Below are 17,029 nucleotides of genomic sequence, written 5' to 3'. Positions count from 1 at the left end.
TATTAGGATACTAACACCGAAATTCACAGGCTGACAAAAAAGTTATTGCCTATACAGTTTATCGGTTTTGCAATTGATTGAAATGTTCAGACCGCGCATAGTGTTGTCATGTCTATTCAGTAAAATCATCTGTGAAGATGAGGACGAAATATGTTTGAAAAAATACGAAGTGATATGAATCCGCATCAGGCTTACCGTATCAAAAAATTACAACGTCAGTTAGACATGGCCGAATCTTATGAAGAGTGGAAGTCTTTTGCATTAAAACTAGATGAAGAAACTGGTGTGCAAGAGTGGAAATTTGATAATAGTTCGCCTTACTTCGATGCAGAGCTAATTTCTTATAGATACACTTTACTGAAAAGATACCGTCAGCAACATCGAACCTTAGACCTCATTTATTTACTCAAAGAAGGACTAACCTACGATATTGCAAATATTGGTCACCCGATGCTTTTTGCTGCAACGCATGTGGGAACAAAAAAGTTAATTGAAGATTATATTGAAGAAGTGAGCCAAAGCTTGGCCTATATTGCTTCAAGTGAATGTATTACTTTCCAGCGAAAAGAAAAAATCGAGTTTTTTGAAAATTGTGAAAAAGCATATGGACAACCAGCCCTTATGTTCTCGGGTGGTGCGACTTTAGGTCTTTTTCATACCGGAGTATGTAAAGCACTCATTGAACAAGATTTAATGCCTAAAGTGCTGTCTGGCTCAAGTGCAGGGGCAATTATGACAGGCATGCTCGGAACTTCTGCCAGTGAAGATGTCCAAAATTTATTAAATGGAGAACAATTCTTTAGTGATGCTTTTCATTTTAGAAAACTTCGTGAACTCATTAAGGGTAATGGTGGTATTGCGGATGTTCACTATTTGAAAAAGTTCCTTGTTGAAAACTTAGGTGATCTTACTTTTGAGGAAGCTTTCAAAAAATCTGGTTTAAACATTAACGTTGCGGTTGCACCTTATGATGCAACAGAAAACCCGCGAATCATGAATGCTATTATGACGCCAAATGTTTTAGTGTGGAGTGCAGTATTGGCTTCATGTGCTGTACCTGTGTTATTTCCACCCGTGCGTTTAACCAGTAAACGTTATGACGGTGAACACACGCCTTATATGGCAAACACAAAATGGGTAGATGGCAGTGTAAGAAATGATTTTCCGCAAGAAAGAATGGCGCGTCTATATAATTTAAATTACACCATTGCTAGTCAGGTTAACCCACATATTGTTCCATTTATGCAAAATGATGCAGACCGTTTTCGTAAAGACGTTTTAAGTTGGCCTGAACGGATTTTAAGACGTCAAGGTAAAGTGTTATCGATGGGAATAATGGATTTTACCCGTCAAAGACTTGGCTCTATTTCTCCAATTAGACGGTTACTCGATCATGGATATGGCGTAATGGGGCAGCGTTATTATGGCGATGTTAATATTATTGCTAAATATGGCTTGAGTCACTATACCTATACTTTACAAAACCCACGGCCACATTTGTTTAAACGTTTGCAACGAGAAGGGGAACGCGCGACTTGGCCAAAAATTTCTTCAATTGAGACGCATGCTCGTATTGGTAAGACGATTCAGCATTGTTTAGAAGTTTTGCGTTTTGAAGAAAAGCAACAACAACCAGAGTCGTATTATGCTGAAGCATGATTTTGCTTCGCATATAGAAAACTTAAAAAGTGTAACAAAGCCTGAGAGTGCCGCTTTAGGGCGGTATCTATGGGTGTGTAGCATAGATAAAAAAGACTATTGGTTAAAATATCATTCGCCTGAAACTCATGCTCAAAGTGAGCAAGATTTTTTGCATGAACTACAATTTTATGAAGATATTCATCACAAGAGGGCGAAGTGGCTTTTACCGCATACAATTATTGAAGCCACTACGATTTCTCAATTGCAACAGACTTTGGGCAGGGTTCTAATTTTACCTGATACAGAGGTGTGGTTTGGCCCTTTACCTTATAAATATGATTTAACTGATATTTATCAAACTATTTTGTTGGCATTGGAGAGGCTTGCAGAACTTCATGAGTTGGGTTGGATTCATGGAGATATTAAAAAAGAACACTTTCGAGGTTTTGAACAAAAACCTTACTTAATTGATTTTGAGAAAATACGGTTCATATCAGCCCCTGATTCTGTAATTGATGCTACACCGCGCTATATGGCACCAGAACTATTTCATGGTTTTCATAAGAGTGTACAAAGCGATTTATATGCATTTGGTATAGTCTTATATGAATGGCTAACCCAAACTCGCTTAAAAGCAGGCAGTTACTATGATTGGGCAGTGTTGCATTGCCAAAATTTAACCATTCAATTACCAACACAATTTATGAATTTTTATTCTTTACTCTATGGCTTATTGCAAAAACAACAACAAAATCGATTCTTAAATGCTGCTGAAGCGATAAATTGCCTAAAAGCAGTTTCAATCTGATAAAAATCATTGATCTAGTTTCTGTATACTATTTACTCGGTCAGGAATTTTTGAAAAAAAAACACTTGTCACTGCAAGTTCTTATCGCTAATATACACAGCCATCGGGGGGCGTGGCGAAATTGGTAGACGCACTGGATTTAGGTTCCAGCGCCGCAAGGTGTAAGAGTTCGAGTCTCTTCGCCCCCACCACTTTAAGTTTAGACTTAAAGTTCGATGTAGATGTTAAGTCATCTAAATCTTGGAAGAGGATTGGTGTAATGGTAGCATGACGGTCTCCAAAACCGTTCGTCAAGGTTCGAGTCCTTGATCCTCTGCCATATTTATTTTAAATAAATGTCCCAGATGGGGGCGTGGCGAAATTGGTAGACGCACTGGATTTAGGTTCCAGCGCCGCAAGGTGTAAGAGTTCGAGTCTCTTCGCCCCCACCACTAAAAGAAGCAAGACGATGTTCTTGCTTTTTTTATGATTAAATGATTAGTTGTTTAATCATAAATATAGAGGATTGGTGTAATGGTAGCATGACGGTCTCCAAAACCGTTCGTCAAGGTTCGAGTCCTTGATCCTCTGCCAATGATTTAAAATGAAGCTCCTTTTTGGAGTTTTTTTATTGGCTGGATTTTGATAACAGAATTTCATTCTAATTTTAGTATCTTAAATTTATTCGTATTTTAGACAACCATTCTAAATATCCTTTTATCAATTTTTTATAAATCTTATTTTGTGAAATAAATAAATTTGTTCTAAAGCTCAACAAAAGCTGTTCATTAACTTTTTATTATTATATTTTTAGTTTTATATACCTATTTAAATGAATTGCCCCATACCGAAAAGTATTGGGCAATCAAACTATAATTTCAGACATTATGGTTATTTATTTTTCCAAGATAATTGTACCTGATCGGCAATAGCGGGGTAGTCCATGATAAAGCGAATATGCGACTCTACACCGGTTTTTAAAGTTGCATCATCTACAATAAATTCGGGACTATGGTTAGGGGCAGCTTTAGTCATATCTTGATTTGGGGGAGTTGCACCAAGAGAGATATAAAGGGAAGGCATCAGCTTTCCATAGTGAGCAAAGTCGTCACTCGCACTCGCATTATTATCCATCACATGCAATTGTTTTTTTCCGACAGTATTTTCTAAGCTTGGTACAATTAATCGAGTGAGTGTTTTATCGTTGTACGTTACAGGTGCATAAGGGGAGAGTTCAATATCGGCTTTAACATTGTTTGCTAGCGCCGTATGAGTCACCATTTCTGGTAATTCCTTAAGAATATTTTGACGAATATCTTCCTGATTTGTGCGGATTGTTCCTTCCATATCAACTTCTTTAGGAATAATGTTTCCAGCGGTTCCACCAGAAATATGCCCTACTGTAATAACAGCCATACCCTTTGTCAGATCAGAACGACGACTAATCATCGTTTGTATGTTGTTGATTACAGCAGCAGAAGCAACAATTGGATCTTTTCCAGCCCATGGCATCGATGCATGAACTTGTTGCCCCGTTAATTTAATACGAAACTCATCCGCACTATTTAACATAGCTGCATCTTTGTAAAAAATATTGCCGCTTGGTATGCCTGAAACTACATGAATACCAAACATGACTTCTGGTTTTGGATTTTTTAAGGCTCCATCAGTAATCATTTTGCGCGAGCCAATTTGATCAGCTTGACTAAAACCAGCTAAATCAGCGGCTCCTTCTTCGGAGGGTTGAAATACAAAAACAACGGTGCCAGCAAGTTTATTTTTGTTCTCTGCTAGTATTTTTGCTGCTGTTAATAGCATTGCCGTATGAGCATCATGTCCACAGGCATGCATAACTGGTTGTAGCTCTCCTTGATATTTTGCTTTCACTTTACTTGCATAACTTAAATTTGTTTTCTCTTCAATTGGTAAGGCATCCATTTCAGCTCTTAATGCCATAACAGGCCCTGGTAAATCACCTTTGAGGATTCCAATCACACCTGTTTTGGCAAAACCTGTTTTAACCTCAATCCCATAAGATTTAAGTTCACTTTGAACCAACTTAGAAGTTTTAAACTCCATATTACCAAGCTCAGGGTTTTGGTGAATTTGGTGGCGGAGCTGAATGGTTTTAGATTCATTTTTAGAAACAGAGTCTTTTATCCAATCTGCAAAACTTATTTGAGCTGCCAAAAGTAATGGTGTAGCTAAAAGTAATTTATGAGATCCTTTCATAATTTTCTCAAAATAGTTATAAGATAAATAATCCATGAGTTATGCACCTGTCCTTAAAAGTAATAATTAAAAATTAAATTAAACAAATTATTCGTTGAGCCTGTATCGCCATATGAAAGAGCATCATAGCTTCCACCGATAAGGGGATCATTTTTGCCCATAATATATTCAGCAACGAGACTTAAGTTCTTATATTCAAAAGCGGTTCCAACTACATTTCGAGAGGAGTCTTTAAAATCTTGCTTATCTTTTTGATAAAGGCTAAACATCAAGTAGGGAGTGATATTTAAGTTTGGATAGACATTTTTAAAAGTATAACTAAGGTCCGCGGTATAAAATGTGCCTTGATTTGCAACAGTATAGATATCATCAAATGCGCCCATAGTTGATATATCTGGGTTTACTATATCTCCTGTTGAAACCTTATTTTGTCCGCCAATTAAGAGAAATTGCAGATTATCGTAAGCAATTTGACTAAAGGCAGACCATGCTTCTCTGTGTCCGTTATTTCCATTTCGCTTATTTTCTATATCCGAATACCAATACGAAGCTCCCACAGAAGTTTTTAAGTGATCGTTTTTTAAAATGTTTAAGTCTTGATTAATTCGACCCACCCACATTTTCTTTTCTTCAAGGCTCGTTAGTTGGGTGTTATCAGTTCTAATATAATTTGCAGTGTAGCGCGATGCTTCAGCATTTGAGCCATGATATGTGCCTGCATCGGACGGGAAGTAAGCGAGGTCTATGGTTGTGTGGTTTAGAGGCTTAAATTGATAGTTAATGCCTAAATTATGAATATCTTCAATACCGACTTGGGTGTTAATTCCACCAATATAATTGCTTTCCCAGTAGCGAGATGGGCCAAACGGTAAAGTTTGAATTCCAACTGTTAGATTCTGCTTAGAATTGACTTCATAGTTTAACCAACCATCAACTAAAGATGAGAAATCGCATAGTTTGTTAAATTGATAACAGCGATATTCCATATGCCCAGTTAGTAAGAGAGACTTATAATCGAGATTAATTTTTGCAGAATTAAAATTAATATGGTGGTCGTCCTCTGAATAATCTTTACTTTGGAATTTGGCTCTTAAATAGCCTGATAGTTCTAGTGAACCCAGCGTTGAGGCTGGATTTCCAATGGTTAAATCAGAGGCGTGAGTTGAGGCTGCAATGATGCTTGAGCAGATCACTGCAAGTTTAGTAAACTTCACTTTTAATAGTCCTTTATGTTTTAGAAGCCATCTCTGTAAAGAGGGGGCTTTACGCTGTGCGAATTACATTTCTTTATGACAGCCAATCTCTACGATATCCCATCGTCTATATTTACTATTCAGATTGAACTGTTCATCCATGTCAGTTTTTTAAGAAGAGATAAAATCAAAATTTACATGATTGCTAACGCTCCATGGGTGGAGGAAGTCGATTGAACATTCTTTATAAATTTAATTTTGTGAAGATGTTTCGCAACTACATCTTGCTCCATACTAACTTCCTGTTCTGAGTTTAAAGTTTTAGGTAAAACGGTCAGTTTTATGACATATACAATTCAAAAAATAGATAAATTGAATATATGAATGTATATTCATAGCTTTACATGTATATACAACTTTGTGTATTTAAAATAACCTGTGCATCGAAGGGAATGCAATACTCTCAAGGTGTAAATATGATTAAATTACCTTAAGTTATTGAAATTTAATTTCTTTATTCTGTTTTTTTGTATGTTTGGAGCTTTGAGAAATTTTCACTTTTATTTTTTAGTTATAGCTGCTTGTTTTACAGCACTATATTTTAGATTTTTTATTTTAAATTATAAAAAAAATTGTATAAAACTCTTGAATAGAAATTTATTTGGTGTATCATGCTCTTAACTAGAAAAAAGTCTTGTTAGTAAATCTTCTTTAAAGTATCGTAGTTTTAGTCATAATCCTTCGTTTTTTAAGATCTTAAGCTCAATTTGTTATTCTTTTTTCAAAGTTATGTTAGTGTCATTAACCAATGGCTCTAAAATATTAGAAATCAGTAGGATATATCATGTCTAATACAGTAAGTGGTACAGTAAAATGGTTTAACGAAACTAAAGGTTTCGGTTTCATTCAACAAGATAATGGTCCAGATGTGTTCGCTCACTTCAAAGAAATTTCTGGCTCAGGCTTCAAAACTTTGCATGAAGGTCAACGTGTAACGTTTACCGTTACTCAAGGGCAAAAAGGCCCAAATGCTGTAAATATTATTCCACAATAATATTTCAGTAAGAAAAAAAGCACTATTTAGTGCTTTTTTTTATTGCGGTTTTTAAAAGAAATACAATTGCTCTTTTAAAAGCTATAAAAGCCCTCGATAAGAGGGCTTTTTATTTTATAACTAATAGTTTGTAAGTCTAATAAGTTTTTGCCATCACTAATGAGTGTCTATTTAGGGCATATGTTTAGTGTGGGGGCGAAATATGAATTATCAGGAAGAGATATATGTTAGATTGGAAAATCTTTAGATAAAGAAATTTATATTTCACGGAATTGTTAATGAACGTTCGACTGTGTTATGCCAGCCAACGAAATGAAAAAAATGAAGATTTATTACAAGATTTACGTGATATTTTGACAGAAGCTAGAGATTTTAATGATTTAAATCAGATTTGTGGCGTACTCTATTATGCAGACAATGCTTTTTTTCAATGCTTGGAAGGCGAGCAAGATGTAGTAGAAAGATTATTTGAAAAAATTAAAAATGATCAAAGACACTACAATATTAAATGGCTGTGTACATATTCCATTGAGGAGAACTCGTTTCAGCGTTGGTCAATGAAATATGTACAGCGTAATACAAATATTGAATCTTTCTTTGTAAATATGGGAGAAAATAGCTTTAATCCTATTCGGCTCGATCAGGAAAACCTCAAAATTTTCTTAAATGAATTACTGATTGCTGAGCAAAGCAAGATTAATACATTTAGGAAAGTTGGGATGGTCAATCGAGGTGTGAATCCATTTTAGCTATTTGAATGCCATACTAATATGGATGGTCTTGAACTTGGGAATTATTTTAGTCATGACTAAATATACGATTACCGAAGTCGAGAACATCCATATCACTTCTAAGCTTTGGCTAATGACAAACATTGCCCAATAAAAAAAGCTAAACAGAGCAAGACATAGGCCATTACCTTTGTAATACCAAGTAATAAATATGCCAAAGAGTGCCGAAGAAATAAATAGATTAGTCGTTTCATTCATGCCTAAATGGTTGAATAAAATAATCAGTAAGCATAAAGCTAACATTGATAGTAAATATACAAATATATTTTTTGCAATAAACATTTTCTATACCCTATCTGATGATTAAAAAAATATCTTTCCTCTGTTTCCAGAGGAAAGATAGTACATATTAATTTTTTGAGATTCTTTTTCTATTATTGAGAGTTTTTATATTAATAAAGATTGCTTTATCATTTTCTCCAGATCTCTTTATTAATATTAAGCTTTCTATTTAATAGTGAAGAGTGCCTATATGTACTGAAATTAATTATAATAAAAACAATTAGTTGCAACATAAGCTTTGGCTTACATGATTGTAAGAAATTGCCTACAAATGTATAAAAAATGATCAAATTTTACAAAGTTAATTTTAATAAAAATTTATATTTTACAAATTCTTATGTTTATTTGAGGTTGTAGTGAACTTTACATTAATAACAAAAATTAACATCGAATTTGATCGGTAAATTTATCTAAATAAGAAATTGAATACAAAAATTATCTCTTTTGAAAAATAATTTTTATCGATTGATAAAAATAGATATTAAGTAAAGTTTAATTTAATAATTAAAAGTTATATATCTGAGGAAATATGATGATTAAAAAATATGGATTTTCTCATTTGTTTTTTTTAAGAACTTTTAATTACTAATAATGAAAAGGCGGTGAGATTTTCAATTTCGACTACTTTGGGGGAAAGGGACTATAAGATGCAATAATTGGTTTTTTAATTTTGAAGATAGGCATGACCAGTAAAATGGGCATGGATTGTTTCAATAACCGTATTGGTATCTTTTGAAATATCAACCTAGTTAGTCATAACCAGCCCATAGTTTTTGAAGTTTAGCCCTGAAACGGTACGAAATAGATGAAATCAGTTCTAGAAGATTTGTGCAAAAATTTAAAAAATTAAGATGCTAAAAACCAGCCTTATGTTTTACTAGGCTGGTTTTCATTACTATCTAAAACGATTAACTTGAGCGTTCAACTAACCACTGACTAATTTCAGGCCAGACGGTGGCAGGTGCTTGGCTTCCAGAAACTACACCCATATGGCCACCTGGTACGACCTTAAATGTTTTATCTCGGCTACTAATTAAATCCATGAGCGGCTTAACTGCATCAGCAGTCACAATAATGTCTGTAGCACCACCAACTGCTAACACCGAACATTCGATATCTTTTAGATTTGCCGTAAGTTCGCCGAAGTTAATTACACCATTTGATAACTCGTTATCAATCCAGAAACGAAGGATAATGTCGCGCATAACCCCACCAGGATAGGCCAACATGTTATCGATAAATGAACTTGCGGTTGCATGATCAATAATAAATTGTCGGTTATCAAGATTTTTAAAAAGTTCCCAATATGTTTTTAAATTTCCAATCGGGTCAGTGAGTTTAAACCCCAGCGTATTTAACCATCCATGAATATGAAACACTTCACTTGGTACGTGTTCACGAATACGAAAAGGGGTATGTTTGCGGACCCATTGAGCTGGTTTTGTTAAGCTGCCATAAACTTTACCCATGTAACCTGCTTTATGAGTATCAATAGGCGAAGCCAAAATAATCAGGTTTTTAATATCTTTATCTTTAAATAGGGCGGTATAGCAGAGTGACAGTGCGCCACCCAAACTCCAGCCATGTAAAGAAAGTTGTTGTTGTCCACTATGGATGCGGACTTGGTTCAACATCTCAGGCATGAAAACCTTAACATAGGTGCCGAAATTATATTTTGCCTGATTGAGCGTAGGAACACCCCAGTCAATTAAATAGACGTCAAAACCTTGTGCTAAAAAGAAACGTATGAGACTGCGAGTCGGGAACAAATCATAAATTAGCATGTTAACTGCTAATGGCGGAATGATAACTAATGGTACACGTTGCTTATGCGTAGAAACCTCAGTTTCATTTCGATAATGTCTTAAACTAATGATTTCATGCTTGTAGATGACATCGAAAGGTGTTTTTCCAGATAAGGCAATTTGAGGGGTTCTAAAAAATAGATCTGATGCATTCGTTAGCATGTGAGGTAATTTTTTACCTGCATGTTCGTTAATGGATCTTTTAATAGATTGTACCTGCGGAAGGTTTTGTCGAACTTTAAGCAATAAACTCATTGGATATAGAACCTATAAAGATGTTGCCCAGAGCAATGATGAGCTGTTCTTCTGTGGATGTTAAAGGGAATGAAGGCTAAGTTCAGTGGCTTAAAAGACAGTATTTTATGCTTAAGGTATCAAGGAGTAATTATTCATAATTAAGAATAATTTTTATTAATTATTTGAAATTAATAAATAAATTTATTTTTCTGACTATTTTTGTATAAAAATCTTAAAAAATTAAGATTTTTTTAAGAATAGTGAAAATTAATTGGTAGGGTAATTTTGTAAAGTTTATTTGTGTTTTTTTTACAGATTAAAAAATAAAATATAATTATTTTACAATCTCTTAGGAATGTAATTAGAAAGTAGTATATATGGAATTTGTTTTTAATGGTTTTTATACGCTAATTTCCGCGGTCATTGTCCTTTTGTTAGGCCGCTTTCTTGTTAATCGAATTGATTTTTTAAAACGCTACAATATTCCCGAACCAGTTGCGGGTGGTTTGGTGGCTGCGGTAATTTCTTTACTTGTTCACACATTGTGGGGATACAGTATTGTTTTTAGTAGCGAATTACAGACTAGCTTTATGCTCGTATTCTTTGCTTCAATTGGCTTAAGCGCCAATTTTATGAAGCTTAAAGAAGGTGGTATGGCTTTAGTCATCTTCTTAATTTGTGTTGCATCATTCATTGTTGTTCAAAATGCTGTAGGTATGAGTCTTGCGACTTTACTTGGTCTTGATCCACTTATTGGATTAATTGCAGGTTCAATTACTCTAACCGGTGGTCATGGTACAGCAGGGGCATGGGGTGAAATTTTAGAAACTCAGCATGGTATTCAAGGTGCGTTGGCACTTGGTATGGCGAGTGCGACTTTTGGTTTGATTATTGGTGGTGTGATTGGTGGCCCGTTAGCAAAATTGCTGATTAACCGCTATAGCCTTGCACAACCGAAAACCAATGCTGAAATCCAACATCGTGATGGCCATGTTGAGCAAAATTCGGATGACCTTGCGCCGTTTGAAAATCCTCATCAAGTTCGTTTAATTACTGCTGACAATGCAATTACCACATTAGGTATGTTTGCTGCTTGTTTGGCATTTGCTGAATTTATGACAGGCTTTAGTAAGGGAACTTGGTTTGAGTTACCAACCTTCGTTTGGGCACTCGGCGGCGGTGTAATCTTAAGAAATATTTTAGAAAGCGTATTAAAGGTTGATATTTTTGATCGCGCGATTGATGTTTTTGGTAATGCCTCATTGTCACTTTATTTAGCAATGGCTTTGCTTTCACTAAAATTATGGCAGCTTGCTGACTTAGCTGGACCACTTGTTGTTATTTTAGGTGCTCAAACCATTACCATGGCGTTATATGCGGCATTTGTGACGTTCCGTGTGATGGGCAAAAACTATGATGCTGCGGTTTTATCGGCAGGGCATTGTGGTTTTGGTATGGGTGCAACGCCAACAGCGGTTGCAAATATGCAGGCCATTACCAATATGTATGGTCCATCGCATAAGGCATTTTTAATTGTTCCGCTTTGTGGTGCATTTTTTGTCGACTTAATTAATGCGACAGTCATTCAGCTCATGTTGAAATTTGTTGTTTAATAAAAAAAGCCCGTAAGGGCTTTTTTTATGACTACTTAATTACGAACATGAAAATAAAGACATTTCTTGTTCATAGGGATACTCTAAATTTTTATTTTCGCGTGATTTAAGTCATTTTGTTTTTAGGATGCTTCTTCTCAAAACTAATAATCGCCCTTAAACATAGTTTCACATAGAATAAATTGCAGATAACTAAAATGAGAAATGTATGAGCTCAGAAGCACATTCAATTAGCTTGGTTGGCCCCGTGGTTTTATTGGCGGCTGCTGTAATTGCAGTTCCGATTTTTAAACGAATTGGTTTAGGTTCGGTATTAGGTTATTTAATTGCAGGTCTCATTATTGGGCCATTCGGTTTTGCTTTTTTTCAAGATTCCGCCGCAATTTTACATATTGCCGAGTTAGGCATTGTGATGTACTTATTTGTGATTGGTTTGGAAATGCAACCATCACATTTATGGAGCCTTAGACGCGAAATTTTTGGTCTTGGCACACTACAGATCATAAGTTGTGGCTTGGCTTTGACTGGCGTAGGTTTGCTATTTGGTTTTACGTGGCAAGTGGCTTTTATTGGGGCCGCAGGGTTCGTATTAACTTCGACCGCTATTGTGATGCAGTTATTAGGCGATCGCGGTGATTTGACGCAGCCTCGTGGGCAAAAAATTGTAGCAATCTTACTATTTGAAGATTTACTGATTGTTCCATTGCTGGCTATTGTTGCTTTTATGGCGCCAAATCATGTGGTCGAAAGCACATCTGTACGTTTAGAAAATATAGGAATTGGTTTAATCGCAATTGCAGGTCTTATAGCGGCAGGTTATTGGTTACTTAATCCGTTATTTAGACTCTTGGCTGCTGCTAAAGCACGAGAAGTGATGACTGCTGCTGCATTATTGGTTGTGTTGGGGGCGGCATTACTCATGCAAGTGAGCGGGTTGTCTATGGCAATGGGAGCTTTTTTAGCGGGTGTGCTTTTATCTGAATCAACCTTTAGACATCAAATTGAAGCGGATATTGAACCATTCCGAGGAATCTTGCTGGGCCTCTTTTTCCTTGGCGTCGGTATGTCATTGGATTTATCAGTTGTTGCTCAAAACTGGCAGCTCATTGTAAGCGGTGTAATTGCCCTCATGTTTGCCAAGGCTCTCATGATTTATATTGTTGCTCGCATAACTAAAAGCCCTCATACAGAAGCGTTGGATCGTGCCTTACTCATGGCGCAAGGCGGAGAGTTTGCCTTTGTACTTTTTTCTGCTGCGCTAAGTGCACAAGTCATTGACAGTACCATTAAGTCTAATCTTACCGCTATTGTTGTACTTTCAATGGTTTTGACTCCAATTGTAGGTATTATTTTTAAACGGTTTACTCAAGCTAAAGCGAATGTTTCATTAGAAAACGTCAATATTGCCGAGGGCTTAAGCGGTAGTGTTTTAATGATTGGATTTGGGCGTTTTGGACAGGTAACAAGTCAATTACTATTGGCGAGAGGGGTAGATGTCACCATTATTGATAATAATATTGACATGATTCAAAACGCGGAAAAATTTGGTTTTAAAATTTATTATGGCGATGGTTGCCGCTTAGATATTTTACATACTTCTGGTGCTGCAACAGCACAGGCGATTGTGGTGTGTGTAGACAGTAAAGACACCACCAATAGAATTGTAGAATTAGTTACCCATGAATTTCCTTTAGCGAAACTATTGGTCCGTTCGTATGACCGTGAGCACTCACTACATTTAGTTAAACACAAAGTAGACTTTATGATTCGTGAAACGTTTGAATCTGCGATTAAGTTTGGGGAAGTTATTTTACAAGAACTTGGTGTAGATGAAGACGAAGTCGTAAGAATTAGCGAGGAAATTCGAGATCTTGATAATGAGCGTTTTGAAACTGAAATTGCAGCAGATGATGTATATGCTGGCGTTGGTTTGCAATATACACATGCTCATCATCCAAGACCAACTGCACCATTAATTCGACCAAAACGAGAAGGGCAGATTTTAAATAAAGAAGATACCTCGGACAACGAGTCTTGATGCGTGTGAAGTTTAGTAAGAGTTCTCTTTAGCAGAACTTTTACTAAACAATAAATGCGATGCACCTATCAACCAAACCTCCTTACCCATTATAAGGCCGACTATAAATGCTCTAATGCTGTTCCTTTAACTGGGTTTCTGCGCCAGTAATAGGGCTGCAAAAATCTAAGAAAAAGTTTCCACGGTGTGATCCAAGCAATGCGTCGGTTGGCTTTTTTATTTTGAATCATTTGTTTTGCTAAATACGCACAAACAATTTCTGGTGGGTCAATCACAAAGAAAAATAATCGCTTCATCTTTCTCCAGTTTTGGATGTTTCCATTGGTCCAAGACGAAACTAAAAGGTCAGTTGCAACCATGCCCGGACTAAGCGTGCCCGTTAAAATCGGAGTCGATTTTGTTTCTTTATAAAGTGCTTTACTAAAATAACTTACGGCTCGTTTGGTGGTTGCATAGGGCGTCATTCCTGCACTCCATTCGCCGTTGCTACCCCAACCCTCCATGTTAAAGATTTGACCATAACCTTGTTTTAGCATTCCCTTTAGAGCCACTTGTGAGCCAAGCATGGTGCCTAAAATATTGGTTGAAACGGCCATGTTTAATTCTTCAGGTTGAAGGTCAACAAAGTCTTTTGTTGGGTGGCAGCTTCCTGCGTTATTGACCCAGACGTTTACTTGCCCGAAATGGCTTATGGCAAAATCCCAAAGCTTTTGTACATCGCTTATTTGGGTGACATCACAGCACACACCACTCACTTTTTCTTTATTAAAATGTGTTTCTAAATGGGCAAGAGCATGGTTTAAGTGCTCTGGATTTCGTCCAGCAATGACAACAGAACATCCAAGATCTAAAAAAGCATGGGAAAGGGCTAAACCAATACCTTTAGTACTGCCTGTAATAACCACACTGCAAACTTCAGTTTTGGGTAAACTCATTGAACTCTCTATATAAAATCTTTAAAAATAGTTAAATGACTGGATGCTAGTTAATTTTTTGCTCATTTAATAAGAATAGATAGACAATAGATAAACTTATCATCGAAATATTCATCACGATAGGGTTGTAAGGCAAAATAAGCGTAGAAGGTATTAAAAAACCAATTAAAAGGAGCAGGCCGAGTAAACCTAAAATACTTAAATAATGAATATATTTATGGGCAGAAAAGAGAAAACATAAACCAAAAATCATTTCGGCAATACCACTCGCATGGCCTGCTACTTTTGCATTTTCAAGAGATAGTCCGACCCATTGCCATACAAAGATTTCATCAGAATTAAGAAAAAGAAATTTGGGAACCAGTCCTTGATAAATCCATAAGAAAGCAAGCACAAAGTTTATAAATTTTAATGCTTTAGAATTTTTCATTAATGTTCTCTAAGAGTTCGAAATTTCAATTGTCATGGCTGTGGCTATTATCTTTTTATTTAATTTATTCTTCAATAGAAATGAGATAAATCTGCTCCCTACATCCATTTTATTATTGATTTTAAGAATGATGTGAGCATTATATACAAATAATATATTTTGATTTTATATTAAAAACATAGGAGAAGTAGCTCCTATGTTTTTACATTTATGGTTCACTGACTAATCTCGATATATTTTTTAGAAGTATATTTCTTAGAAACTCTTTATAACAATCATTTGTATTTTTGTTTGAATGTTGAACTAAATATCCATTAAGTTGTGTGATTATAATAAGAGCTCTTTCTTTATATTCTTCTGATGAAATTTCATTATGAATAGGGAGGATGATTTTATATATGAGTTCAAAATTATACTTTTGTATGATTGACAAAGAGTCATATACGTAGGGTAGGTGATCTGAAATAGAAAAGAACTCTTTAAATGTGTTGGTGATGATGGGTTGTTCTATTTCATATATTATGTTGGTAATAATATTCATAAACCGATGTAAAGGCGGCTCATTTGCATTTACGTTGATTAAAATTTCAATTCGTTGTGTATAGTCCAAAATTAATTTATTAAGTAAAGCTTTTAGTAAGATATCTTTATTTTTGAAATAATGCTGTAAGGTACTTAAACTAATGTTTGATTGAGTTGCAACTCCTCTCATACTAAAACCAGAATAACCTTTCGTAAGGAAAACTATTTCAGCATTTCTTAAGATTTGCTTTATTCTTTCTTGTCCTTTTAGTGTGGTAAAGGACTTCTTTATTTGCATAGTATCAAAGGTATCAATTTTGATCATTATCCAGCCTGTAAGTACTATTTAAAAAAAGGCATTCTAAACCATGAAAATAGAAAAATATAAATAAAATATTTAAATTCTATTAAACTAAATATAGGTCATGTGACCTATATTAAAGAACTATAGGTCATATGACTTAATTAAAACTCAAAAAATAGGTCGTATGACTTAATCTTGTTTGTATAGTAATAGTTAAAATAGGTCGGCCTACCTATTTTAATTGATGGAAATCGTATTAAATTTTGTTAAATTTATAAACGATTGTATTTGAAAGGATATTTTGGGTTTTCAATTAAAAGAAAGATATTTATTTTTTCTATTTTTTTGCCTTTTTTCTAAAGTGTAGATGGGTATTTAATCACATGTTTTTATAAGCTTTTAAAAAATGATTTTAAATAACTCAACATAGTCTTTTTGTAATATGTATATACAAGTTAAATAATTGTTATTAAATTGTGAAAAGAATCACACAATAGTAAAAGATAGTTTGTTTTATGTATAAAACAAATTGGATGTATTTTATTTATCATGTTTGATTCATTTTGTTCTACAAATCTAATCATTATATATGTAGGTTATGAATATGAGAAAAATTCAGAAATCACTTCTTGCAGCATTAATAGTTGCTGGTTATGCGGTAAATACTCAAGCAGCTGTTACTGGACAGGTTGACGTTAAATTAAATATCTCGACAGGCTGTACTGTAGGTGGTAGTCAAGCTGAAGGAAATATGAACAAGTTTGGTACTTTAGATTTTGGTAAAACTTCTGGTACTTGGAACAACGTATTAACTGCTGAAGTTGCTTCAGCAGCATCAGGCGGCAATATTTCTGTAACTTGTGACGGTACGGATCCTGTTGATTTTACAGTCGCAATTGATGGTGGTGAACGTACAGACCGTACTTTAAAAAATACTGCTTCTACTGATCTAGTTGCATATAACGTTTACCGCGATGCTGCTCGTACCAACCTTTATGTTGTAAACCAACCACAACAGTTCACTACAGCGACTGGTCAAGCTACAGCGGTGCCAATTTTCGGTGCAATCGCTCCAAACACTGGCACAGCAAAAGTTCAAGGTGATTATAAAGATACTCTATTAGTCACTGTAAATTTCTAAATATAAAAAGAAATAATTAATTGA

The 17,029-nt window shown here is 35.1% G+C and carries 14 protein-coding genes and 4 tRNA genes; 11 read left to right on the top strand and 7 right to left on the bottom strand.

Going from position 1 to position 17,029, the window contains the following annotated elements; genetic code table 11:
- Positions 1-150 precede the first annotated feature (150 nt).
- The 6 genes from I5515_RS01825 to I5515_RS01800 all read left to right on the top strand — a co-directional run bounded on the left by I5515_RS01825 (position 151) and on the right by I5515_RS01800 (position 3,022).
- Entirely contained in the window at positions 151-1,659 is a 1,509-nt protein-coding gene (locus I5515_RS01825) for a DUF3336 domain-containing protein (RefSeq protein WP_004643431.1), read from the top strand.
- A complete protein-coding gene (locus I5515_RS01820; protein ID WP_199964477.1) occupies positions 1,646-2,449 on the top strand; it encodes a protein kinase domain-containing protein in 804 nt (267 codons plus the stop codon). The genes I5515_RS01825 and I5515_RS01820 overlap by 14 nt, the downstream gene beginning before the upstream one ends.
- A gap of 106 nt (positions 2,450-2,555) precedes the next feature.
- Positions 2,556-2,640 (top strand) — tRNA-Leu (locus I5515_RS01815).
- A gap of 54 nt (positions 2,641-2,694) precedes the next feature.
- A tRNA-Trp gene (locus I5515_RS01810) sits at positions 2,695-2,768 on the top strand.
- 27 nt (positions 2,769-2,795) lie between these two features.
- Positions 2,796-2,880: transfer RNA gene (locus I5515_RS01805), tRNA-Leu, on the top strand.
- 68 nt (positions 2,881-2,948) lie between these two features.
- A tRNA-Trp gene (locus I5515_RS01800) sits at positions 2,949-3,022 on the top strand.
- Between the two features lie 297 nt (positions 3,023-3,319).
- Here the strand turns inward: I5515_RS01800 and I5515_RS01795 are convergent.
- Together I5515_RS01795 and I5515_RS01790 are read right to left on the bottom strand one after the other, a co-directional pair.
- Entirely contained in the window at positions 3,320-4,660 is a 1,341-nt protein-coding gene (locus I5515_RS01795) for an amidohydrolase (RefSeq protein ID WP_199964476.1), read from the bottom strand.
- A gap of 53 nt (positions 4,661-4,713) precedes the next feature.
- Positions 4,714-5,874, bottom strand: coding sequence for a hypothetical protein (locus tag I5515_RS01790; protein WP_199964475.1), 1,161 nt, complete (start codon positions 5,872-5,874; stop codon positions 4,714-4,716).
- A gap of 823 nt (positions 5,875-6,697) precedes the next feature.
- Here I5515_RS01790 and I5515_RS01785 point away from each other — a divergent pair.
- On the top strand, positions 6,698-6,907 hold the full coding sequence (locus tag I5515_RS01785) for a cold-shock protein (RefSeq protein ID WP_003650775.1): 210 nt from the start codon (positions 6,698-6,700) through the stop codon (positions 6,905-6,907).
- A 278-nt stretch (positions 6,908-7,185) separates the two neighbouring features.
- Positions 7,186-7,656 carry an AnBLUF65 family BLUF photoreceptors gene (locus I5515_RS01780; RefSeq protein ID WP_199964474.1) on the top strand — a complete coding sequence of 157 codons (471 nt, stop codon included), beginning with the start codon at positions 7,186-7,188 and terminating at the stop codon, positions 7,654-7,656.
- Here I5515_RS01780 and I5515_RS01775 read toward each other — a convergent pair whose 3' ends face one another.
- Entirely contained in the window at positions 7,657-7,980 is a 324-nt protein-coding gene (locus tag I5515_RS01775; RefSeq protein WP_199964473.1) for a hypothetical protein, read from the bottom strand. It abuts the gene before it with no gap.
- Between the two features lie 908 nt (positions 7,981-8,888).
- Entirely contained in the window at positions 8,889-10,040 is a 1,152-nt protein-coding gene (locus I5515_RS01770) for an alpha/beta fold hydrolase (RefSeq protein WP_199964472.1), read from the bottom strand.
- Between the two features lie 359 nt (positions 10,041-10,399).
- On the opposite strand from I5515_RS01770, the gene gltS reads away from it, so the two are divergent.
- Both gltS and I5515_RS01760 read left to right on the top strand, forming a co-directional pair.
- Complete coding sequence (gene gltS, locus I5515_RS01765) at positions 10,400-11,635, top strand: sodium/glutamate symporter (protein WP_199964471.1); 1,236 nt, start codon at positions 10,400-10,402, stop codon at positions 11,633-11,635.
- Between the two features lie 208 nt (positions 11,636-11,843).
- Positions 11,844-13,673: a monovalent cation:proton antiporter-2 (CPA2) family protein gene (locus I5515_RS01760; RefSeq protein WP_199964470.1), complete on the top strand. Its 1,830-nt coding sequence runs from the start codon at positions 11,844-11,846 to the stop codon at positions 13,671-13,673.
- Between the two features lie 101 nt (positions 13,674-13,774).
- Here the strand turns inward: I5515_RS01760 and I5515_RS01755 are convergent, their stop codons facing one another.
- From I5515_RS01755 to I5515_RS01745, 3 genes are all read right to left on the bottom strand, one after another.
- Complete coding sequence (locus I5515_RS01755) at positions 13,775-14,608, bottom strand: SDR family NAD(P)-dependent oxidoreductase (protein ID WP_199964469.1); 834 nt, start codon at positions 14,606-14,608, stop codon at positions 13,775-13,777.
- A 46-nt stretch (positions 14,609-14,654) separates the two neighbouring features.
- The gene (locus I5515_RS01750; protein WP_199964468.1) at positions 14,655-15,038 is read right to left on the bottom strand and encodes a DoxX-like family protein; all 384 of its coding nucleotides are present in this window, start codon (positions 15,036-15,038) and stop codon (positions 14,655-14,657) included.
- A gap of 208 nt (positions 15,039-15,246) precedes the next feature.
- Positions 15,247-15,885 (bottom strand): TetR/AcrR family transcriptional regulator, encoded by a 639-nt coding sequence (locus I5515_RS01745; RefSeq protein WP_199964467.1) that lies wholly within the window; start codon positions 15,883-15,885, stop codon positions 15,247-15,249.
- Between the two features lie 583 nt (positions 15,886-16,468).
- On the opposite strand from I5515_RS01745, the gene csuAB reads away from it, so the two are divergent.
- Positions 16,469-17,005 (top strand): Csu fimbrial major subunit CsuAB, encoded by a 537-nt coding sequence (csuAB, locus tag I5515_RS01740; protein ID WP_199964466.1) that lies wholly within the window; start codon positions 16,469-16,471, stop codon positions 17,003-17,005.
- The last annotated feature ends 24 nt before the right edge of the window (positions 17,006-17,029 follow it).

Source organism: Acinetobacter calcoaceticus (assembly GCF_016508255.1).
In the GTDB taxonomy this organism is placed as follows: Bacteria; Pseudomonadota; Gammaproteobacteria; order Pseudomonadales; family Moraxellaceae; genus Acinetobacter; species Acinetobacter calcoaceticus_E.
The sequence above is the reverse complement of the archived record's forward strand: the minus strand, read 5'-3'. Positions and strand labels throughout refer to the sequence as shown.

Coding starts and splice junctions, on each gene's coding strand:
- I5515_RS01770 (WP_199964472.1), bottom strand. CDS start 10,040: ATGAGTTTATTGCTTAAAGTTCGACAAAACCTTCCGCAGGTACAATCT.
- csuAB (WP_199964466.1), top strand. CDS start 16,469: ATGAGAAAAATTCAGAAATCACTTCTTGCAGCATTAATAGTTGCTGGT.
- I5515_RS01795 (WP_199964476.1), bottom strand. CDS start 4,660: ATGAAAGGATCTCATAAATTACTTTTAGCTACACCATTACTTTTGGCA.
- I5515_RS01760 (WP_199964470.1), top strand. CDS start 11,844: ATGAGCTCAGAAGCACATTCAATTAGCTTGGTTGGCCCCGTGGTTTTA.
- gltS (WP_199964471.1), top strand. CDS start 10,400: ATGGAATTTGTTTTTAATGGTTTTTATACGCTAATTTCCGCGGTCATT.
- I5515_RS01820 (WP_199964477.1), top strand. CDS start 1,646: ATGCTGAAGCATGATTTTGCTTCGCATATAGAAAACTTAAAAAGTGTA.
- I5515_RS01780 (WP_199964474.1), top strand. CDS start 7,186: ATGAACGTTCGACTGTGTTATGCCAGCCAACGAAATGAAAAAAATGAA.
- I5515_RS01750 (WP_199964468.1), bottom strand. CDS start 15,038: ATGAAAAATTCTAAAGCATTAAAATTTATAAACTTTGTGCTTGCTTTC.
- I5515_RS01825 (WP_004643431.1), top strand. CDS start 151: ATGTTTGAAAAAATACGAAGTGATATGAATCCGCATCAGGCTTACCGT.
- I5515_RS01785 (WP_003650775.1), top strand. CDS start 6,698: ATGTCTAATACAGTAAGTGGTACAGTAAAATGGTTTAACGAAACTAAA.
- I5515_RS01775 (WP_199964473.1), bottom strand. CDS start 7,980: ATGTTTATTGCAAAAAATATATTTGTATATTTACTATCAATGTTAGCT.
- I5515_RS01755 (WP_199964469.1), bottom strand. CDS start 14,608: ATGAGTTTACCCAAAACTGAAGTTTGCAGTGTGGTTATTACAGGCAGT.
- I5515_RS01745 (WP_199964467.1), bottom strand. CDS start 15,885: ATGATCAAAATTGATACCTTTGATACTATGCAAATAAAGAAGTCCTTT.